This window comes from Streptomyces sp. CA-142005, from assembly GCF_050942335.1.
Taxonomy (GTDB): Bacteria; Actinomycetota; Actinomycetes; order Streptomycetales; family Streptomycetaceae; genus Streptomyces.
Map to the genome: position 1 here is coordinate 2,709,629 of NZ_CP192078.1, position 13,734 is coordinate 2,723,362.

The 13,734-nt window shown below is 72.0% G+C and carries 16 protein-coding genes; 4 read left to right on the plus strand and 12 right to left on the minus strand.

The window, feature by feature from the left end; translation table 11 throughout:
- Positions 1-14 precede the first annotated feature (14 nt).
- Positions 15-695: a transglycosylase family protein gene (locus ACQPXS_RS12935; RefSeq protein WP_356314189.1), complete on the minus strand. Its 681-nt coding sequence runs from the start codon at positions 693-695 to the stop codon at positions 15-17.
- Between the two features lie 539 nt (positions 696-1,234).
- On the opposite strand from ACQPXS_RS12935, the gene ACQPXS_RS12940 reads away from it, so the two are divergent.
- Both ACQPXS_RS12940 and ACQPXS_RS12945 read left to right on the plus strand, forming a co-directional pair.
- On the plus strand, positions 1,235-2,041 hold the full coding sequence (locus ACQPXS_RS12940) for a hypothetical protein (protein WP_351803905.1): 807 nt from the start codon (positions 1,235-1,237) through the stop codon (positions 2,039-2,041).
- Between the two features lie 163 nt (positions 2,042-2,204).
- Positions 2,205-2,606, plus strand: a complete 402-nt coding sequence (locus ACQPXS_RS12945; protein ID WP_433449323.1) for a hypothetical protein — start codon at positions 2,205-2,207, stop codon at positions 2,604-2,606.
- 77 nt (positions 2,607-2,683) lie between these two features.
- On the opposite strand, the gene der is transcribed toward ACQPXS_RS12945, so the two are convergent.
- The 5 genes from der to aroH all read right to left on the minus strand — a co-directional run bounded on the left by der (position 2,684) and on the right by aroH (position 7,170).
- Complete coding sequence (gene der / locus ACQPXS_RS12950) at positions 2,684-4,168, minus strand: ribosome biogenesis GTPase Der (protein WP_351803900.1); 1,485 nt, start codon at positions 4,166-4,168, stop codon at positions 2,684-2,686.
- A 92-nt stretch (positions 4,169-4,260) separates the two neighbouring features.
- Positions 4,261-4,968, minus strand: coding sequence for a lysophospholipid acyltransferase family protein (locus ACQPXS_RS12955; protein ID WP_433449324.1), 708 nt, complete (start codon positions 4,966-4,968; stop codon positions 4,261-4,263).
- A complete protein-coding gene (gene cmk / locus ACQPXS_RS12960; RefSeq protein WP_351803896.1) occupies positions 4,926-5,621 on the minus strand; it encodes a (d)CMP kinase in 696 nt (231 codons plus the stop codon). The genes ACQPXS_RS12955 and cmk overlap by 43 nt, the downstream gene beginning before the upstream one ends.
- Positions 5,622-5,725: 104 nt before the next feature.
- Complete coding sequence (locus tag ACQPXS_RS12965; protein ID WP_433449325.1) at positions 5,726-6,811, minus strand: prephenate dehydrogenase; 1,086 nt, start codon at positions 6,809-6,811, stop codon at positions 5,726-5,728.
- Positions 6,808-7,170: a chorismate mutase gene (aroH, locus tag ACQPXS_RS12970; protein ID WP_433449326.1), complete on the minus strand. Its 363-nt coding sequence runs from the start codon at positions 7,168-7,170 to the stop codon at positions 6,808-6,810. The genes ACQPXS_RS12965 and aroH overlap by 4 nt, the downstream gene beginning before the upstream one ends.
- Positions 7,171-7,323: 153 nt before the next feature.
- On the opposite strand from aroH, the gene ACQPXS_RS12975 reads away from it, so the two are divergent.
- On the plus strand, positions 7,324-7,710 hold the full coding sequence (locus ACQPXS_RS12975; RefSeq protein ID WP_433449327.1) for a Rieske (2Fe-2S) protein: 387 nt from the start codon (positions 7,324-7,326) through the stop codon (positions 7,708-7,710).
- Positions 7,711-7,732: 22 nt separating this feature from the next.
- Complete coding sequence (locus ACQPXS_RS12980; RefSeq protein WP_433449328.1) at positions 7,733-8,416, plus strand: nucleotidyltransferase domain-containing protein; 684 nt, start codon at positions 7,733-7,735, stop codon at positions 8,414-8,416.
- Positions 8,417-8,446: 30 nt separating this feature from the next.
- Here ACQPXS_RS12980 and ACQPXS_RS12985 read toward each other — a convergent pair whose 3' ends face one another.
- The 6 genes from ACQPXS_RS12985 to ACQPXS_RS13010 all read right to left on the minus strand — a co-directional run bounded on the left by ACQPXS_RS12985 (position 8,447) and on the right by ACQPXS_RS13010 (position 13,425).
- Positions 8,447-8,752 (minus strand): DNA polymerase beta superfamily protein, encoded by a 306-nt coding sequence (locus ACQPXS_RS12985; RefSeq protein ID WP_433449329.1) that lies wholly within the window; start codon positions 8,750-8,752, stop codon positions 8,447-8,449.
- Positions 8,700-9,449: a nucleotidyltransferase domain-containing protein gene (locus ACQPXS_RS12990; RefSeq protein WP_433449330.1), complete on the minus strand. Its 750-nt coding sequence runs from the start codon at positions 9,447-9,449 to the stop codon at positions 8,700-8,702. Before ACQPXS_RS12990 ends, ACQPXS_RS12985 begins: the two co-directional genes overlap by 53 nt.
- 4 nt (positions 9,450-9,453) lie before the next feature.
- On the minus strand, positions 9,454-10,461 hold the full coding sequence (locus ACQPXS_RS12995) for an ADP-ribosylglycohydrolase family protein (protein ID WP_433449331.1): 1,008 nt from the start codon (positions 10,459-10,461) through the stop codon (positions 9,454-9,456).
- A gap of 78 nt (positions 10,462-10,539) precedes the next feature.
- Positions 10,540-11,613, minus strand: coding sequence for a pseudouridine synthase (locus tag ACQPXS_RS13000; protein ID WP_356314156.1), 1,074 nt, complete (start codon positions 11,611-11,613; stop codon positions 10,540-10,542).
- 13 nt (positions 11,614-11,626) lie between these two features.
- Positions 11,627-12,274: an SMC-Scp complex subunit ScpB gene (gene scpB, locus ACQPXS_RS13005; RefSeq protein ID WP_351803880.1), complete on the minus strand. Its 648-nt coding sequence runs from the start codon at positions 12,272-12,274 to the stop codon at positions 11,627-11,629.
- Positions 12,271-13,425: a segregation/condensation protein A gene (locus ACQPXS_RS13010; RefSeq protein ID WP_433449332.1), complete on the minus strand. Its 1,155-nt coding sequence runs from the start codon at positions 13,423-13,425 to the stop codon at positions 12,271-12,273. The genes scpB and ACQPXS_RS13010 overlap by 4 nt, the downstream gene beginning before the upstream one ends.
- Between the last annotated feature and the right edge of the window lie 309 nt (positions 13,426-13,734).

Sequence of the window (13,734 nt, forward strand, 5' to 3'; positions counted from 1 at the left end):
TTCTGCGGGGGTGCTCAGAGCGCGAGGCGCTGGCCGGGCACGATCAGGTTCGGGTCCTCGCCGATGACCTGCTTGTTGGCGGCGTAGATCCGCTGCCAGGTGGTGCCGTGCCGCTCGGCGATGGCGCTCAGGGTGTCGCCCTCGCGGACGGTGTAGTCACCGTGGGAGGCGCTGCGGCCGGTGTGGGCCGCCGAACGTTCCGGCGTCTTCGCCGGAGCGGACTTCACGGGCGCGGACTTCGTCGTCACGCTGCTCTTCGGGGCCGCCGAACCGGAGGAACCGGTGTGCGCCGCAGCGGGAGCGGCGCCGGAGGCTCCGGCGCGGGCGGAGCAGACCGGCCAGGCGCCCCAGCCCTGGGCCTGCTGGACCTTGGTGGCGACGGCGATCTGGGCGCTCCTGGAGGCCTGGTCGGCCGTCGGGGCGTAGGCGGTGCCGCCGTACGCGCGCCAGGTGCCGGCGGAGAACTGGAGCCCGCCGTAGTAGCCGTTGCCGGTGTTGATGTGCCAGTTGCCGCCGCTCTCGCACTGGGCGATGCGGTCCCACACTCCGTTGTCCGCCGCGGCGGCGTTGCCGGTGGCGGCCAGCAGTCCCAGCGGGGCCAGCAGCGCGGCTCCGGCCAGCGCGGCCGCCGTACGGCCCTTGCGGGCGCCCTCGGGACGGGTGGTGTTGCGGGTGGTATCGGCACATTCGGACATGTAATTCCCTCTCCACGAACCCGGGCTCCCCCAGGCGGAGCACGTCTCGCCGCGCAGGACCGCGGTTGCTCGTGCCCGCCCCGTCCGGGTGACCGGTGCCGGCGCTGGTGCTGTGCCGGTGCCGGGCGTCGGACGTACCCGAGCGGTGCTCGCTGCACACGGCGGAGGAATGTAGGGAGGACGAGCGGTCGGAATCAACCAACTCTCTGTCATTCCAGGCCAGTTGCCCATTACCCCGGGTAGCGGCGATTTTCGGCCACCCACTACATCCCCTGATTTCCTGATTTTTCGACCAACGACTGAAGCGATCTGTGACCCACTTCACCGCTCCAAGTTCCTTGACTCGGCGACGAGTTGACCGTGAGTAGCGCATTCCGGACCGTTGGTGACCGTATGCACCGGTCGGTTCGAACCGGTTGCCGCCGGGGCGTGACTCCCACCACAGGACGTCCGTTGTCTTCTTCATGAGCCCGGAACCCCGGGACTCAGCGGCCGGGAGCCACCCGGCCGACCCAGCACCGCATCCCGAGGGAGCCACCGTGCCGCGCATGCTCGACGTCAGTGACGCCGTACGCGCCGAGATCGGCGACGAAGAAGCCGACCGGCTGCTCGCCGGAGAGAACGCCCCGGGCAGTTACGACTGCACGTCCTGCCGCACCCCGGGCGACTCCGAGCAGGAGCGCACCAGCACCGTTCTGTTCGTCGGCGACGAGACCGCCGTCCTCGCCTTCGCCCACGCCAGCTGCCTGCCCTCGCAGGTCGTCCAGGTCACCGAGGAGCAGCTGCGGGGCGCCGTCCGGTCCATCGGCGACGTCGCCGCGGGCTCCGCTGCCGCGGGTTCCGCCGCCGCGGGTGAGCCGCACAGGGCCGTGCCCGAGCAGGCGGTGCTCGGCGTGACCAGCGGACTCGTCCTGATCGAGGGCGAGTTGCACCCCGCGCTCGTCGTCGAGCCGACCTCGCCGATCGTGCGCCCGGGCTCCACCGGGATCGGCGACGACTTCCTCCCGCTGCTCATCGAGCAGGGGTTCATGCCGCTGACCGAGCTGGCGTCCGTGCCGCCGGTGCTGCACGGCTGGTCGGTGCTGCTCGCCGTGGGCCAGCTGCACGCGGTGCTGCAGCCTTCGGCGAACGGCGGGCAGGTGGCCTGGTGGCAGGCGCATCAGCCGCTGCAGGTGACGGACAGCTGGCGGGCCGCTGCGAACAAGCACCAGCAGGTGCTGATGTTCGCGGCGCCGGTGGGTTCCATCGGCCGTCAGCCGCGGGAGGATCTGCTGCGGGAGTCTCTCGACAGGGCCGCGGCCAGCGGGAAGTTGGTCGCTGCGGCGCTTCCTCTCGCGGGTACGTGATTCCTTTCGACCGAGTGGGTGGGGAGCCACGGCGCGTTCGCGAGGGCGGCGCGCCGTGGCCGTCCGCGCCCGCGCGGCGGAGCCGCACATCGGCACCGCCCCGCGCCCCCAAAGGCATGCCGCACAGCCGCATCTCTTTGGGGACGCCGTCGTTTGGACATACGTGCACGCATACGACGCTCCCCCTCCCCGCCGGTCCGCCTTCGTCTCTGTTCCCTCTGCGCGGTTGGCGCAGGACGGGGGCGGTGGGGTCTCGGCCACTCCCATCTACGACTCGCTCTACGCGGAGTGGGTCAAGACCTTCCGTACGCTGCCGGGTGACCGCAGCGGGGAGGAGGAGCTGACGTTCAGCCCCTTCGGGCAGCTCGTGGACCGCTCGGTGTCCTACGGGGGCCACCGGGCGGGGTCGTTCAGCAGCTCGTACAGCGCCTACAGCGCGGGGGCGTACAGCGCACGGCAGCAGTCGCAGTGGCAGCGGGTGGGCACGCTGGGGCGGCACCAGCAGGACACCGGGATGCAGCACGTGCCGGCGGCGCTCCCTCCGGGGCCGCGCCGGGGCGTGTGACCGGCACACGGTGAAGGGCGGCACCCGGATCTCCGGGCGCCGCCCTTCACGTCGTACGGCCTTGTTTCTCCCCGCCGTTACTTCTTCTTCGCGCCGCGCTTCTCGCGCACCCGCACGGAGATGTGGATCGGGGTGCCCTCGAAGCCGAACTCCTCGCGCAGGCGGCGCTCGATGAAGCGCCGGTAGCCGGCCTCGATGAAGCCGGAGGCGAAGAGGACGAACCGCGGGGGCTTGGTGCCGGCCTGGGTGCCGAACAGGATGCGCGGCTGCTTGCCGCCCCGGATCGGGTGCGGGTGGGCCGAGACCAGCTCGCCGAGGAAGGCGTTCAGGCGGCCGGTGGGGACACGGGTCTCCCAGCCGGCCAGGGCGGTCTCGATGGCCGGGACCAGCTTCTCCATGTGGCGGCCGGTGCGCGCCGAGACGTTCACGCGCGGGGCCCAGGCGACCTGGCCCAGCTCGGTCTCGATCTCGCGCTCCAGGTAGTAGCGGCGCTCCTCGTCGAGGGTGTCCCACTTGTTGTAGGCGATGACCATCGCACGGCCCGCCTCGACGGCCATCGTGACGATGCGCTGGTCCTGCACGGAGATGTTCTCGGAGGCGTCGATCAGGATGACGGCGACCTCCGCCTTCTCCACCGCGGCGGCGGTGCGCAGGGAGGCGTAGTAGTCGGCGCCCTGCTGGAGGTGGACGCGCTTGCGGATGCCGGCCGTGTCGACGAACTTCCAGGTCACGCCGCCCAGTTCGATCAGCTCGTCGACCGGGTCGCGGGTCGTGCCCGCCAGCTCGTTGACGACGACGCGCTCCTCGCCGGCGACCTTGTTCAGCAGGGAGGACTTGCCGACGTTCGGGCGGCCGATGAGCGCGATGCGGCGCGGGCCGCCGATGCCGGCCCCGCCGAAGGTCTCGCGCGGCGCGTCCGGCAGCACCTCCAGGACCGCGTCGAGCATGTCGCCGGTGCCGCGGCCGTGCAGCGCCGAGACGGGGTGCGGCTCGCCGAGGCCGAGGCTCCACAGATAGGCCGCGTCGGCCTCGCCGCTCGGGCCGTCGACCTTGTTGGCGCACAGCACGACCGGCTTGCCGGCCTTGCGCAGCAGCCGTACCACCGCCTCGTCGGTGTCGGTCGCGCCGACCTTGGCGTCCACGACGAAGACGACCGCGTCGGCCGCCTCGATCGCGTACTCGGCCTGGGCGGCCACGGAGGCGTCGATGCCGAGGACGTCCTGCTCCCAGCCACCGGTGTCGACGACCTTGAAGCGGCGGCCGGCCCACTCGGCCTCGTAGGTGACGCGGTCGCGGGTGACGCCCGGCTTGTCCTCGACGACCGCCTCGCGGCGTCCGATGATCCGGTTCACCAGGGTCGACTTGCCGACATTGGGGCGGCCGACGACGGCGAGCACGGGCAGCGGACCGTGGCCCGCCGCCTCGATGGCGCCCTCGACGTCCTCGATGTCGAAGCCCTCTTCCGCGGCGAGCTCCATGAACTCCGCGTACTCGGCGTCGCCGAGAGCCCCGTGGTCGTACTCGTGCTCAGCCGAGTCGCCGGGCTGGATGTCGTCGTTCATGTAGTCCGTACCTCGTCGTTCTTCGTGGTGATCGGTGGAAGTGGCCCTGCCGGGGTGAACCCTCGCGGGCTGATCCACTACTCAAGTGTCGCCTAGCGCCCGGTCAGGCGCCTGGCGTTTTCCAGGTGGCTGGTGAGCTGCTTCTGGATGCGCTCGGTCGCCTCGTCCAGCGCCTTGCGCGTGCGCCGGCCGCTGCCGTCGCCCGCGTCGAAGGGGTCGCCGAAGACGATGTCGATGCGGGAGCGCAGGGGCGGAAGCCCCTTTATCAACCGGCCGCGCCGCTCGGAACTTCCCAGTACGGCGATGGGCACGATCGGCGCCCCGCTGCGTACGGCGAAGTAGGCGAGCCCGGCCCGCAGCGAGGCGAAGTCGCCCTCGCCCCGGGTGCCCTCCGGGAAGATGCCCAGCACTCCCCCGGCCTCCAGTACGCCGAGGGCCCGGGTGATCGCGGTGCGGTCGGCGGCGGCGCGGTCCACCTTCAGCTGGCCGATGCCGGTCAGGAAGGGGTCCAGCGGGCCGACGAAGGCCTCCTTCTTGATCAGGAAGTGCGTCGGCCGGGGCGCCACGCCCATGACCATCGGGCCGTCGACGTTGTGGGAGTGGTTCACGGCGAAGATCACCGGGCCGCTCGTGGGCACCTTCCAGGCGCCGAGCACGCGCGGCTTGAACAGCCCGTGCATCAGGCCGACGCCGATGCGCCGCCCGACCTCGGCGCCCCGCAGCGAGGGAAGCTTCTCCGAAGCAGCTGACGGACGGCTCACTTCCCGGCCCGCTTCTCCTCGACCAGGGTGACCACGCACTCGATGACCTGGGTGAGGGTGAGTTCGGTGGTGTCCACCTCGACCGCGTCGCCGGCCTTGGCGAGGGGCGAGGCCTTGCGGGAGGAGTCGGCCGCGTCCCGCTTGATCAGGGCCTCGCGGGTGGCGTGGATGTCGGCGCCCTTCAGCTCGCCGCTGCGGCGGGCCGCGCGGGCCTCCGGGGAGGCGGTGAGGAAGATCTTCAGGTCCGCGTCCGGGAGGACGGTCGTACCGATGTCACGGCCCTCGACCACGATGCCGTTCTCCGCGCCGGCGGCCAGGGAGCGCTGCAGCTCGGTGATCCGGGAGCGCACCTCGGGCACCGCGCTGACCGCGCTGACCTTGGAGGTGACCTCCTGGGTGCGGATCGGGCCGGACACGTCGACGCCGTCGACGGTGATGGCCGGGGCGGCCGGGTCGGTGCCGGAGACGATCTCCGGCTTGCCCGCGACGGCTGCGATGGCGGTCGGGTCCTCCAGGTCGATGCCGTTGTTCACCATCCACCAGGTGATCGCCCGGTACTGGGCGCCGGTGTCCAGGTAGCTCAGGCCGAGCTGCGCGGCGACGGCCTTCGACGTGCTCGACTTGCCCGTGCCGGAGGGGCCGTCGATCGCGACGATCACGGGCTTGGCGGTCGGGGCGGCGCCGTTTTCCACGGAGGGACACCTTCCTGGGTGCGGTGTGGGCGGGTGCGGGGGGCAGGAGCGCCCTGCACAAGGTTACTGGGTGCGGGTCACTCGTCCGGACGCACAGGCCCGCCCTACTGCCGCAGCGCCCAGCCCCGCTCCCGCAGCGCCTCCTTCAGCACCGGCGCCGCCTTCAGCTCCACGCTCAGCTGCACCAGACCCGCCTGCTGCCCGGTCGCGTGCTCGATGCGCACGTCCTCGATGTTGACCCCGGCACGTCCGGCGTCCGCGAAGATACGGGCCAGCTGGCCGGGCTGGTCGTCGATGAGCACGACGACGGTCTCGTACACGCGCGGCGCGCTGCCGTGCTTGCCGGGTACCCGCACCTGGCCGGCGTTCCCGCGGCGCAGCACGTCCTCGATGCCGGCGGTGCCCTCGCGCCGCTTGGCCTCGTCGGAGGACTGCAGGGCGCGCAGGGCCTCGACGGTCTCGCCCAGGTCGGCGGCGACGTCGGAGAGCAGGTCGGCGACCGGGCCCGGGTTGGCGGACAGGATGTCGATCCACATGCGCGGATCGGAGGCGGCGATCCGGGTCACGTCCCGGATGCCCTGCCCGCACAGCCGTACGGCGGACTCCTCGGCGTGCTCCAGGCGCGCGGCGACCATGCTGGACACCAGGTGGGGCATGTGGGAGACGAGGGCGACGGCGCGGTCGTGGGCGTCGGCGTCCATGACGACCGGCACGGCCCGGCAGTGCGAGACCAGCTCCAGGGCGAGGTTCAGCACCTCGGTGTCGGTGTCCCGGGTCGGGGTGAGCACCCACGGGCGGCCCTCGAAGAGGTCGCCGGTCGCGGCCAGCGGGCCGGACTTCTCCCGGCCGGACATCGGGTGGGTGCCGATGTACGACGACAGGTCCAGGCCGAGCGCCTGAAGCTCGCGGCGCGGGCCGCCCTTGACGCTGGCCACGTCGACGTAGCCGCGCGCCGCGCCCCGGCGCATGGCGTCGGCGAGGACTCCGGCCACATGGGCGGGCGGAGCCGCCACGATCGCCAGGTCGACCGGGCCCTCGGGGGCCTCGTCGGTGCCGGCGCCCAGCGCTGCGGCCGTACGGGCCTGCGCGGGGTCGTGGTCGGCGAGGTGCACGGTGACACCGCGCTGGACGAGGGCCAGGGCGGCGGAGGTGCCGATGAGGCCGGTGCCGATGACGAGGGCGGTTCTCACTGGGCGATGTCCTTGCGCAGGGCGGCCGCGGCGCCGAGGTAGACGTGGTTGATGTCGGCACGGGGCCGGTCCGACTCTATGTGCGCCAGCAGCCGTACGACCCTTGGCATGGCGCCCTCGATGTCCAGTTCCTGGGCGCAGATCAGGGGGACGTCGACGATGCCGAGCTTGCGGGCGGCAGCGGCCGGGAAGTCGCTGTGCAGGTCGGGGGTGGCCGTGAACCAGATGCTGATCAGGTCGTCGGCGGTCAGTGCGTTCCGCTCCAGGACGGCGGTGAGCAGGGCTCCTACCTGCTCGTCCATGTGCCCGGCCTCGTCCCGCTCGAGTTGGACGGCTCCCCGGACCGCTCGTACCGCCACGGCGCTGCTCCCTGCTGACATGCGGATCTTTTCTTGGTCCGTCCAGCGTAGTCAGCACGCGCGGACCAAGCGCACGGCGCCCGACCGCTGAGACGATGCGGTGGATCCGGAATCCGGTATGTACCTGTTTCGACGTGTTGTACGGAGGTCGGCATGGCTGAGGGCGCGACGCGGCGCACGGTTCTGGCGACGGGCGCGGCGGCGGTCGTCGCACCCGTCGCGGCATGCGGTGGCGGCGGCAGCACGAGCGGCGGCGCGGAGCTGGCCAAGACCAGTGACATCCCCGAAGGCGGAGGCAAGATCTTCAAGGACCAGAAAGTCGTCGTCACCCAGCCGAAGAAGGGCGACTTCAAGGCCTTCTCGGCGATCTGCACGCACTTGGGCTGCACGGTGAGCAGGGTCGCCGACGGCACGATCGACTGCCCGTGCCACGGCAGCAAGTTCCACGTCGCCGACGGCTCGGTGGCCCACGGCCCGGCGAAGAGGCCGCTCCCGGCGAAGTCGATCAAGGTGGAGGGAAATTCGATCAAACTGACGTGAGGGGTCGGCGTACGCTCCCGGAATGCAGCCCGAGACCCTGGTACGCGACCACACCGTCTACGCCTGCGTCATGGGTTCCCGGACCTTCGGTCTGGCGACGGACACGAGCGACACCGACCGGCGGGGCGTGTTCCTCGCCCCCACCCCCCTGTTCTGGCGGTTCGAGAAGCCGCAAACGCACGTGGAGGGGCCGGGCGAGGAGCAGTTCTCCTGGGAGCTGGAGCGGTTCTGCGAGCTGGCGCTGCGCGGCAACCCGAACATCCTGGAGTGCCTGCACTCGCCGCTGGTGGAGCATGTGGACGACACCGGCCGGGAGCTGCTGTCCCTGCGCGGGGCCTTCCTCTCCCGCCGGGCCCACGACACCTTCACCCGTTACGCCCTCGGCCAGCGCAAGAAGCTGGACGCGGACGTCCGCACGCAGGGTGCCCCGCGCTGGAAGCACGCCATGCATCTGCTGCGGCTGCTGACGAGCGCCCGTGAGCTGCTGCGCACGGGCGAGCTGCGGATCGACGTCGGCGACCAGCGGGAGCCGCTGCTCGCGGTGAAGCGGGGCGAGGTCTCCTGGGCCGAGGTCGAGAGGTGGATGGCCCGGCTGGGGACGGAGACGGAGCAGGCCCTGCGCCACAGCCCGCTGCCGCCGGAGCCGGACCACGCACGCGTGGCCGACTTCCTCTTCCGCACCCGCCGGGCCTCGGCGCTGCGCTGAACGCTCCGGCACAGCGCCCCGGCGCCCCGGTCAGCCGCCCAGGCGGACCCGGACCACGAAGTCGTGCAGCGCGTCGTACGCACCGGGCGCGTCGGGCAGGGACGAGGCGGACTGGGCCTCGTCGAGCTCGGCGTGCAGCCGCTCCACATCGGCCTCCACGCGCGTGTGCGCGACATCCGCGCTGCCGTGCTCCCGCTCCGCCTTGGCGGCTATCAGCTCGGACAGATAGCCGGGGGCGTCGAGGTCCTCCAGCAGCGTGGGCAGGTGGGCCTGGACCTCCCGGTCAGCCGCCCAGGCGGACCCGGACCACGAAGTCGTGCAGCGCGTCGTACGCACCGGGCGCGTCGGGCAGGGACGAGGCGGACTGGGCCTCGTCGAGCTCGGCGTGCAGCCGCTCCACATCGGCCTCCACGCGCGTGTGCGCGACATCCGCGCTGCCGTGCTCCCGCTCCGCCTTGGCGGCTATCAGCTCGGACAGATAGCCGGGGGCGTCGAGGTCCTCCAGCAGCGTGGGCAGGTGGGCTTGGACCTCGCCGCTGCGCATGAGGTGGATGCCGGTGAGCAGCACCCGGAACGTGTAGAGCAGCGGCTTGAGTTCGCCGGTCTTCTCGAACAGCCGCCACTGGGTCACCGCGAAACCCCGGTAGTGGTGGGCGTGGTGGCTGGTGAGGACGCCGGGGGCGAGGGCGGCCAGCTCCCGGTGCGCGTCCCCGGTGTGCACGACCAGCGGCGAGAGCAGCTGCTCCAGCACATAGCCGTTGCGGCGCAGCATCAGCCGTACGAACTTGCGCAGATCGTGGGTGACGAGGTCCAGTTCGACGCCGTAGCGCACCCAGGTCCGGGAGCGGGTCTCCTCCGGCTCGCGCAGCCCGACGAGGTCGGCCGCCGGGAGCACATGGACGCCCCGCAGGTCCACGTCGGAGTCCTGCGAGGGGAAGCCGTACAGATGGGCTCCGGAGACGGTCGCGAACAGCAGGGGGTCGGGCTGTTGCGCGACCACCGGCTTCAGGTCGATGTCGAGGTCGTCGATCATGGGCCTAAGCGTCCCAGAGCGTGCCCAGCGCCGACAGATCGCCCCGGTACTCGATCCGTTCCGTCCAGTCGGCCGGCCAGGCGTCCTCGCCCAGCCACGCGCCCGCGAACGCGCCGGTGAGGCAGGCGATGGAGTCGGAGTCGCCGGAGGAGCAGGCCGCCCGGCGCAAGGCGGTGACGGGCTCGTCGGGGAAGAGCAGGAAGCACAGCAGCCCCGTGGCGAGGGCCTCCTCGGCGATCCAGCCCGCGCCGGTGGCCAGGCACGGGTCGGTCTCCGGGGAGACGGTCCGCACGGCCTGCTGCAGCCGGTCGAGGACGGCCAGGCACTCGTCCCAGCCACGGGCGATGAAGTGCTCGGGGGTGGGGTCCTGGGAGCGGGTCCACAGGTCGCCTAGCCAGGTGTGGTCGTAGTGCGTGCGGTGGTCCAAGGCGTACGAGCGGAGTTGTCCGACCAGTCCCGTGGGGTCGGTGCCCCGGGCGAGCAGGTGGACGGCGTGGGCGGTCAGCTCGGAGGCGGCGAGCGCGGTGGGGTGGCCGTGGGTGAGCGCGGACTGCAACTGGGCGGCGCCGGCGCGCTGTTCGTCGCTCAGACCGGGGGCGAGCCCGACGGGGGCGACGCGCATGTTGGCGCCGCAGCCCTTGGAACCGACCTGACTGGCGTCCTGCCAGGCGCGGCCCTCCTCCGTCAGCAGGCCGCACGCGGTCAGGCAGGTGCGGCCCGGGGCGCGGTTGTTCTCCGGCGAGTGGTACCAGTCCACGAACTCCTCGCGCAGCGGCCGCTCCAGCCGCTGCGGGGCGAGGAACCCGCGGTCCATGGCCGTCCTGAGCGCGCGCCCGACGGCGAGGGTCATCTGGGTGTCGTCGGAGACGAAGGCGCGCCGCGGCAGCTCCATCTCCCGCCAGGGCCCGCACTTGGCGAGGATCGACGGTACGTCGTTGAACTCGGTCGGGAAGCCGAGGGCGTCCCCGAGGGCGAGGCCCAGCAGTGCCCCGGTGGCCGCACGCTTGGACATAGGATCACCATCCCCCTTTATCGTCACTCTGACAATAAAGGGGGATGGTGATCGCGGCAAGGCGTTTTCGAGGTCGGCCTAGAGGTCGACTTCCTTCATCAGCATCCCGACCTCGGTGTTGGACAGGCGCCGCAGCCAGCCCGACTTCTGGTCGCCGAGGGTGATCGGCCCGAAGGCGGTGCGGACCAGCTTCTCGACCGGGAAGCCGGCCTCCGCCAGCATGCGCCGCACGATGTGCTTGCGGCCCTCGTGCAGGGTCACCTCGACCAGGTAGTTCTTGCCGGTCTGCTCCACGACCCGGAAGTGGTCCGCGCGCGCGTAGCCGTCCTCCAGCTGGATGCCGTCCTTCAGGCGCTTGCCCAGGTCGCGCGGGATCGGGCCGACGATCGCCGCGAGGTAGGTCTTCTTCACGCCGTACTTGGGGTGGGTCAGGCGGTGCGCCAGCTCACCGTGGTTGGTGAGCAGGATGACGCCCTCGGTCTCGGTGTCCAGCCGCCCCACGTGGAACAGCCGCGTCTCGCGGTTGGTGACGTAGTCCCCGAGGCACTGCCGCCCCTCCGGGTCCTCCATCGTGGAGACGACACCGGCGGGCTTGTTCAGCGAGAAGAACTGGTACGACTGCGTCGCGACCGTCAGGCCGTCGACCTTGACCTCGTCCTTCTCCGGGTCGACCCGGCGGCCCTGCTCCAGGACGATCTCGCCGTTGACCTCCACCCGCGCCTGCTCGATCAGCTCCTCGCAGGCCCGCCGCGAGCCGTAGCCGGCGCGCGCGAGGACCTTCTGCAGCCGCTCGCCCTCCTGCTCGGCGCCCGGGAAGGTCTTGGGCAGCTTGACGTCCTTCTTGCCGGCGTAGCGCTCCCGGTTGCGCTCCTCGACCCGCGCCTCGTACTCACGCGAGCGCGCGGGGGCCGTCCGGCCGCGCCCGCCGCCCTGCTGGGCCTGCTTGGGGCCGCCCTTGGCGCCACCGCGGGCCGCGCCGCCGCGCCCGGACTTGGGGCCGTCCTTCGTGGCCCCGGGGCCCACGTCGTAGCGGCGCTCCTCGGGGCGGGGCTTGCGGGGACGGCCCTGCCCCTGCCGCTCGTCCCGGTTGTTGCCGGCGCCGCGGTAGTTACCGCGCCCGCCGCTGTTCCTGCCGCTGCCGCTGCTTCGCATCAAGGTTTCCGTCTTAGTCGTCTGCGTCCTGAGCACCGGGCGCGTCGGGCGCGTCCGGGTCGAACGACGGCACCCCTTCCTGGGTCTCGGCCTCGATCGCCTCCGCCTCCGGGAGGAAGGGCGCGAGCTCCGGAAGCTCGTCCAGGCCACGCAGGCCCATCCGCTCCAGGAAGTAGTTCGTCGTCCTGTACAGGATCGCACCTGTTTCGGGTTCCGTGCCCGCCTCCTCGACCAGACCCCGTTGCAGGAGGGTGCGCATCACACCGTCGCAGTTGACTCCGCGTACGGCGGAGACGCGGCTGCGGCTGACCGGCTGCCGGTAGGCGACGACCGCGAGGGTCTCCAGCGCGGCCTGGGTGAGCCGGGCGGTCTGGCCGTCCAGGACCAGCCGCTCGACGGCGGGGGCGTACTCGGCGCGGGTGTAGAAGCGCCAGCCGCCCGCGACGAACCGCAGCTCGAAGCCGCGGCCCTGCACGGTGTACTCGTCGGCCAGCTCCCGCAGCGCGTCCGCGACCTGCCGTCTCGGCCGCTCCAGCAGCTTGGCCAGGTGCTCCTCGGTCGCGGGCTCGTCCACGACCATGAGCATCGCCTCCAGGGCGGGCTTGAGGTCGAGGTCGGCGACGCCGCGCAGTCCCTGGGGGAGTTCCGTGGTCTCGCTCATGCCTTCTTCTCCTCCTTGGGCTGCTCGGGCGGCCGGTCGAACTCGTCGGTGACCATCGGTGCCGTGTCGGTGTCGCCGCCGGTCCAGCGCACCAGCAGCTCCCCGAGCGCGGCCTCCTGTTCCAGGGCGACGGCCTTCTCGCGGTACAGCTCCAGCAGGGCGAGGAACCGGGCCACGACGGTGAGGGTGTCGTCGGTGTCCTCGACCAGCGCCCGGAAGCTGGCCTCGCCCAGCTCCTTCAGCCGCGCGACCACGATTCCGGCCTGTTCCTGCACGCTGACCAGCGGGGCGTGGATGTGGTCGACATAGACCTGCGGCTTGGGCTTGGGCTGCATCGCCTTGACCGCGAGCCTGGCGAATCCCTCGGGGCCGATGCTGATGACGACCTCGGGCAGCAGCTCGGCGTGCTGCGGCTCCAGGCCGACGGTACGGGGCCAGCGCCGGGCTTCCTCGTCGAGCCGCCGGTTGAAGATGTCCGCGATCTGTTTGTACGCGCGGTACTGCAGCAGCCGCGCGAACAGCAGGTCCCGCGCCTCCAGCAGTGCCAGGTCGGCCTCGTCCTCGACCTCGGCGGCGGGCAGCAGCCGGGCCGCCTTCAGATCGAGCAGCGTGGCGGCGACGACGAGGAACTCGGTCGTCTGGTCCAGGTCCCAGTCGGGTCCCATGGCCCGGATGTGCGCCATGAACTCGTCGGTGACCTTGGAGAGCGCGACCTCCGTGACGTCCAGCTTGTGCTTCGAGATCAGCTGGAGCAGCAGATCGAAGGGACCCTCGAAGTTGGCGAGCCGCACCTTGAAGACACCGTCGACGGAGCCTTGGGACTCCACGGTCTCTCCTGTCCCACCGACTCCGGGCACCGAGGCATCGGCGAACACGGCCGCCTCCGGCTCGACGACCGCGAGAGCCCCGGGCTCGGCAGCTGTACGAGCTTCCGGCCCGGTGACCGCAGGAGCCTCGGGCTCGGCGGGCGCGGACCCCTCGGAGCCGGAAACCGCGGGCGCCTCCGCCCCGGCGACAGCGCGAGCGTCGGACTCGGCGGCTGTACGAGCTTCCGGCCCGGTGACCGTGAAGGCTTCGGGCTCGACGGCCCCCCGCTCTCCCGGCTCGGCGAGCGCCGGCCCGTCGGAGCCGGCAACCGCAGGCGCCTCCAACCTGCCGACTGCGCGGACCCCGGGCTCGGCAGCTGTACGAGCTTCCGGCGCGGCGACCGCGGGAGCCTCGGGCTCGGCGGGCGCGGACCCCTCGGAGCCGGAAACCGCGGGCGCCTCCGCCCCGGCGACAGCGCGAGCGTCGGACTCGGCGGCTTTACGAGCTTCCGGCCCGGCAGCCCCCAGCCCTTCCGGCCCGGCGGGCACGGACCCTTCTGAGCCGGAAACCGCTGGCGCTTCCGGCCTGCCGACTGCGCGGGCTTCCGACCCGGCGACTGCGGGAGCGTCGGGCTCGGCAGCTGGGCGAGCTTC